Below are 4,939 nucleotides of genomic sequence, written 5' to 3' on the forward strand. Positions count from 1 at the left end.
TCATGATCGGCGTCGAGCCCGACTGGAAGAAGGTTGTCGTTGCCGTGCTGATCGCTGCGGCGGTGGCGGCTCAAGTTCTGCGAAAGAGTGATGGGCGAAGCTGATGACGAAAACCGTGATCTACGAAGCACACGATGTCTCGAAGAGCTACGGCTCGGTTAAGGCGCTGACGGGGGCGAGCCTGCGTGTTCACGCGGGCGAAGTGGTCGGGCTGGTGGGTGACAATGGGGCCGGAAAGTCGACCTTGGTGAAGGTTCTTTCGGGGGCTCACCAGCCCACCTCTGGCCGTCTCGAGCTCGACGGCGTCGAGCACGTCTGGGGCTCGCCTCGTGACGCGCTCGAGGCGGGCATCGAGACTCTCTACCAAGACTCGAGCCTCGCGCCGCACCTCACGGTCTCGCAGAACCTGTTCTTGGGTCGCGAGATCATGAGCCCGGGCATCCTGGGCAAGCTCGGCTTTCTCGCTCGTCGCCGTATGGAAAGAGAGGCGCACGACGACCTCGAGCGCGTGGGCATCGCGGTGCCGGCCTCGAGCCGCCCCGTCTCGGCGCTCTCCGGTGGACAGCGACAGGCTGTCGCGATCGGCCGCGCCGTATCGTGGGCCCGCAAGGTCATCATTCTCGACGAACCGACCAACCACCTCGGGGCACGTCAAGCGGGCGAGGTGCTCAACGTCATCCGGGCCGCTAAGGCCAAGGGGCTGGGCGTCATCTTCATCTCGCACACGCTCCCGCACGTGCTCGAAGTGACCGACCGTATTGTGGTGCTGCGCCTCGGTCGCATCGTGCGCGATGCCCCCGCGTCAGAGTTCACTCCCGACTCGCTCATTGCGGCGATCACCGGCTCTGCTGATGCTGAGCCCACGACCGACGCGTGATGGCGGCAGCCAACCTTGACTCCTCGCCGGCCACACGCATAGGTGTGGTCGGCGAGTCGATCGTCGACATCGTGCGTTCTGGCGACTCCGTCGTTGAGCACGCGGGCGGCAGTCCACTCAATGTCGCCGTCGGCGCCGCGCGCTTGGGTCTTGCCGTTGACGTCGTCACGTATTTGGGGGCGGATGTCCACGGCGAGTGGCTCCGCGCCCACCTCGATGCGAGCGGAGTGCAGAGCGTGCACACCGCCACGGGCGTTGACCGCGCAACGTCGACGGCCGCGGTGACGCTCGACGCCGACGGCTCGGCGTCGTACGTGTTCGACATGCACTGGCAACTGCCGGATTCCTTCGTCGTCGCACCCGCGACGCGCCTGATCCACACCGGTTCTATCGCGACCGTGCTCGAGCCGGGGGCGACCCAGGTTGACGCGCTCATTCGTGCGCACGCCGATGGTGCCTTCGTCACCTACGACCCCAACCTGCGCCCTCAGATCATGGGCTCGGTTGAGCTCGCCCGCGAACGGGTCGAGAGCTTCTGCTCGCTCGCGCAGGTCGTGAAGGCGAGCGCCGAAGATCTGGCCTGGGCCTACGACTCGATGACTCTTGTTGAGGCTGCGCGGCACCTGGTGAGCCGAGGGCCCGCGCTGGTCGTGGTGACCGATGGGGGAGCATCCACCATCGCTGTCTCGAGCACCGGAGTCGTGGAGTTTGCACCGCCGCGCGTCGACGTTGCCGACACCATCGGCGCGGGCGATTCGTTCATGGCGGGGATCATTGCCGCGTTGGTTGACCAGGGTGTCGTCGACGCGTTCGCCGTCGATCGCGAGCGTGCTCTCGCGTCGATCGACGTCGACGCTCTGCTGTCGTTCGCGGGGCGGTGTGCCGCGATCACCGTGACACGCGCCGGAGCGCAGCCGCCGTGGAGGCACGAGCTCGGTTAACGGCGCCGCCTTGGCGTGGGGCCTCGGCCCGCTAATGTCTCAATGAGCGCGTGCGGGTGTCTCAACGCGCGCGTGCGAGTGCTTAGACGAGCGCGTGCGAGCCGTTCGGGCCACCAACCGACTCGATGTCGACGAGGTCGATGAGGGTCGTTGCGCCACCGTCGATCCAGGGCGCGATCGCGGCGTTGAACGCCGCACAGTGTGCCGTGCTGAGGTGCAGGGCGAACGCGGCGTCGTTCTCGTATTCCTCGAAAATCACGTAGCTGTTCGGGTCGTCAACACGGGTCGTGGGCGCGAACAGTCGGTTGCCCTTTTCGGCGCGAACAGCGTGCGCATACTCGACGACGAGTTGGCGAACCACCTCGGCGCCGGAGGGCGCAACGGTGAATTGCGCGAGAAGGACCTTCTTCACTCGCCCACTCTAGCGAGTTTTGCGAGAACCTTCTCGCACTTTTTGACAGCGAGTGTCGATCAAGGCACATTCGGCCCCTGAAGGTCATCGCCGTGGGGCTCAAGTGCCTCCTGACCGGGCCTTAACCGAGCTGGTACAACGCGAACGCGAGCGCAAATCCGAGCGCCGACCACAGCCCCGTGAATGACCGGTCAGCGGCGAACGCTTCGGGAATCATCGTGTTCGCGACCATGGCCAGAATGCCTCCCGCGGCGATGGTCGTCACGATGGCGATCGCTTCAGGTGGGGCACTGACGAGCACCACGAACCCAAGCATCGCGGCGACGCCCGAGATCACGGCAATGCCGCCCCACACGCCAAACACATAGCGCGCGCTGCGACCTTCGTGCTTCATGCCCGCCGCGCTCGCGAGGCCCTCAGGAATGTTCGACACGGCAACTGCAAACAGCAACGGGATGCTCACCACACCACCCTGTGCAATCGACAACCCCAGCACGAGGCTCTCGGGCACCCCGTCGAGCAGTGCCCCGATTGCCACGGCGAGCCCGACGCTCGCGCTCGCGGCTGCGGCGGGAGCCGCGTGAACCCCGGGCTCACTCTGCAGCGCAATGGACTGTTTGCGCGCTCGCGCCCCTTGGCGTGCGAGCGCGAGGTCGGCGAGCACATAGATGACCGCACCCCCGACGAATCCGATGAGGGTTGCGGTCAACCCGCCCACGGCGTGCGCCTCGGCGACGAGCTCGAACGCGAGGGTCGAGATAAGCGCTCCCGCGCCGAACGCCATGACACCGGCGACGACTCCCGTCGGCACCCGCACGAACCAGCCGATGGCCGCCCCCACCACGAGAAAGCTTGCGGCGCCGAGCCCCACGGCTCCAGCAGCCAGTGCCTCGAGCATGTGGCCTCCTCGTCGGGTCGTTGCCGCTCAGCCTAGGGGTTTGGCCATGTGCTGCCTGCGCGACTATCGGGCAGTTGTTACGGCCTCCTCCTCAAGTGGTTGCAACGAGTGACCGACAGTCGTCTGCGACGGTTGCAGGGTCGGGAGCGGCCCGGTGGTGGCACCGTGTGCGGCATGACTCGTGAGCCCGAGCCGAGCACAGTGGTCGACGACGCCTGGATAGTGCGCGCATCCGTCATCGGCGGGCGGATGCCCTACGCGCGCACTCGTCGTGTTGACGTCGAGCATCCGTACCGGGGAGTCGCGGCGCATCGAGTTGACCTGACGGACATCGTCCAGCGCGCTCACGCCCTGGGGTTGCTGCTCGGCGCGGGCGCCGCGATCAGCCACTCGTCGGCAGCCGCGGCGCGCGGACTCCCGCTTCCTCGAGCACTGCGGCTCGACTCACGGTTGCACGTCTCGGTGCCGCGACCGCGCCGTGCTCCGAGGATCGCGGGGGTGCACGGCCACAGCATTGACCTCGCACCCGCCCAGGTTGAGCGGCGGCTTCTGGTTGCTCCGAGCACCGGCGAGGCGCTTCCGATCTCGGTGGTCGACGAGCCGCTCACACTCGTGACCTGCGCGACACAGTTGGCGTTGCCCGATTTCGTGGCGCTTGCCGATGCGATGCTCCATTGGGCAACGGTTGAGAGGCGGCCCGACCCGATGCTTGAGGCGCTGCAGCTCGGGCCCGGGCGCCCAGGGTTCGCGCGGCTCGCGCGCGCCGAGCCGCTGCGTCGAGCGGGCGTGCGTTCGCGGGCCGAAACGCTCCTGCGCCTCATGATTGTCAGCGCGGGGTTGCCCGAACCGGTGGTCGCGCATCCCGTGCACTCGACCGGGTTGTCGTCGGAGCGGTAGAGGGCTGAGACAGACCTTGCCTGGCCGACCTTCGGAGTGCTGGTCGAATACGAGGGAGACGGGCATCGAACGTCGCGTCGGCAGTTCGCAACCGATGTGCGCCGTTTCGACCGCTTTGCCGATGAAGGATGGCGCGCTGTGCGCGCGACTCGGGCCGACGTCTTCGACGACCCTCGCGAGTTGATGAGTCGGATCGCCCGACGGTTGCGCGACGGCGGTTGGGTCGCGCCGAGACGGTGGAAGCTGCGCGAGGTGGCGCCCGCGATGGCGTAAGGGGGGTCTCCTCACACGCGCGATCGCCGCGGAGGCCCGCCGGCCCGTTCGTTGCATGCCACGAGACCCGCTGACCTTGGCATGATGCACTCAAGCACGTCGATCAGTCACTCGTTGGGGCGACTTTCGCGCACGCCTGTAACGAGTGACCGATCAATGCTTTGCGTGGCAACAGCACCGCCGCGCGTCGTGCGCAGAGCATCCGAGGCGAGCGCGCTTGTGGAGAATCCCTCAACCAGCACGCGCCCCCTCACCACAATGTCGAGCATGCCCGCCGCCCACAGCATCATCACCGAGCGCGTTCGCGAGCGCGTGCGCGCCGAGCGCCTCGACCTGAGCGCCGACCCGACTGCGGCCGAGCGCCTCGTGCGCGATGAACTGCGCGACTATGCCGAGCGTTCGCTCGCCGGCACGCTACCGAGCCTCGGCGACGAGCAGGCAGCCCTCGGCCGTGTGCTCGCCGACCTCACCGGCTATGGCCCCCTGCAGCCCTACTTCGACGACCCGACCGTCGAGGAGATCTGGATCAACGCTCCCGACGCCGTCTTCATAGCGCGCGCGGGCGTGACCGAGCGGGTGGATGCTCCGCTCACCGACGACCAGGTGCGCACGCTCGTCGAGCGCATGTTGCAGAGCACGGG

6 protein-coding genes and 1 pseudogene are annotated in these 4,939 nt (G+C 67.4%); 4 read left to right on the forward strand and 3 right to left on the reverse strand.

Annotated features, from left to right (window positions below; translation table 11 throughout):
- Positions 1-103: 103 nt before the first annotated feature.
- Positions 104-877 (forward strand): ATP-binding cassette domain-containing protein, encoded by a 774-nt coding sequence (locus SFU54_RS11205; RefSeq protein ID WP_319016355.1) that lies wholly within the window; start codon positions 104-106, stop codon positions 875-877.
- Positions 877-1,818 (forward strand): carbohydrate kinase, encoded by a 942-nt coding sequence (locus tag SFU54_RS11210; RefSeq protein ID WP_319016356.1) that lies wholly within the window; start codon positions 877-879, stop codon positions 1,816-1,818. The genes SFU54_RS11205 and SFU54_RS11210 overlap by 1 nt, the downstream gene beginning before the upstream one ends.
- An 82-nt stretch (positions 1,819-1,900) precedes the next feature.
- Here SFU54_RS11210 and SFU54_RS11215 read toward each other — a convergent pair whose 3' ends face one another.
- Both SFU54_RS11215 and SFU54_RS11220 read right to left on the reverse strand, forming a co-directional pair.
- The gene (locus SFU54_RS11215; protein ID WP_319016357.1) at positions 1,901-2,230 is read right to left on the reverse strand and encodes a putative quinol monooxygenase; all 330 of its coding nucleotides are present in this window, start codon (positions 2,228-2,230) and stop codon (positions 1,901-1,903) included.
- 121 nt (positions 2,231-2,351) lie between these two features.
- Positions 2,352-3,128 carry a ZIP family zinc transporter gene (locus tag SFU54_RS11220; RefSeq protein ID WP_319016358.1) on the reverse strand — a complete coding sequence of 259 codons (777 nt, stop codon included), beginning with the start codon at positions 3,126-3,128 and terminating at the stop codon, positions 2,352-2,354.
- 174 nt (positions 3,129-3,302) lie between these two features.
- On the opposite strand from SFU54_RS11220, the gene SFU54_RS11225 reads away from it, so the two are divergent.
- On the forward strand, positions 3,303-4,025 hold the full coding sequence (locus SFU54_RS11225; protein ID WP_319016359.1) for a hypothetical protein: 723 nt from the start codon (positions 3,303-3,305) through the stop codon (positions 4,023-4,025).
- A gap of 380 nt (positions 4,026-4,405) precedes the next feature.
- On the opposite strand, the gene SFU54_RS11230 is transcribed toward SFU54_RS11225, so the two are convergent.
- The gene (locus SFU54_RS11230) at positions 4,406-4,567 is read right to left on the reverse strand and encodes a hypothetical protein (protein WP_319016360.1); all 162 of its coding nucleotides are present in this window, start codon (positions 4,565-4,567) and stop codon (positions 4,406-4,408) included.
- On the opposite strand from SFU54_RS11230, the pseudogene SFU54_RS11235 reads away from it, so the two are divergent.
- Positions 4,566-4,939: pseudogene (locus SFU54_RS11235) on the forward strand (CpaF family protein); the annotation flags it as partial. The gene SFU54_RS11230 and the pseudogene SFU54_RS11235 overlap by 2 nt on opposite strands.

It is taken from the genome of Microcella sp. (genome assembly GCF_033763155.1).
GTDB lineage: Bacteria > Actinomycetota > Actinomycetes > Actinomycetales > Microbacteriaceae > Microcella.

Excerpts from the sequence above, each read along its gene's own strand:
- SFU54_RS11205 (WP_319016355.1), top strand. The coding sequence starts at position 104 with ATGACGAAAACCGTGATCTACGAAGCACACGATGTCTCGAAGAGCTAC.
- SFU54_RS11210 (WP_319016356.1), top strand. The coding sequence starts at position 877 with ATGGCGGCAGCCAACCTTGACTCCTCGCCGGCCACACGCATAGGTGTG.
- SFU54_RS11220 (WP_319016358.1), bottom strand. The coding sequence starts at position 3,128 with ATGCTCGAGGCACTGGCTGCTGGAGCCGTGGGGCTCGGCGCCGCAAGC.
- SFU54_RS11225 (WP_319016359.1), top strand. The coding sequence starts at position 3,303 with ATGACTCGTGAGCCCGAGCCGAGCACAGTGGTCGACGACGCCTGGATA.
- SFU54_RS11230 (WP_319016360.1), bottom strand. The coding sequence starts at position 4,567 with ATGCTCGACATTGTGGTGAGGGGGCGCGTGCTGGTTGAGGGATTCTCC.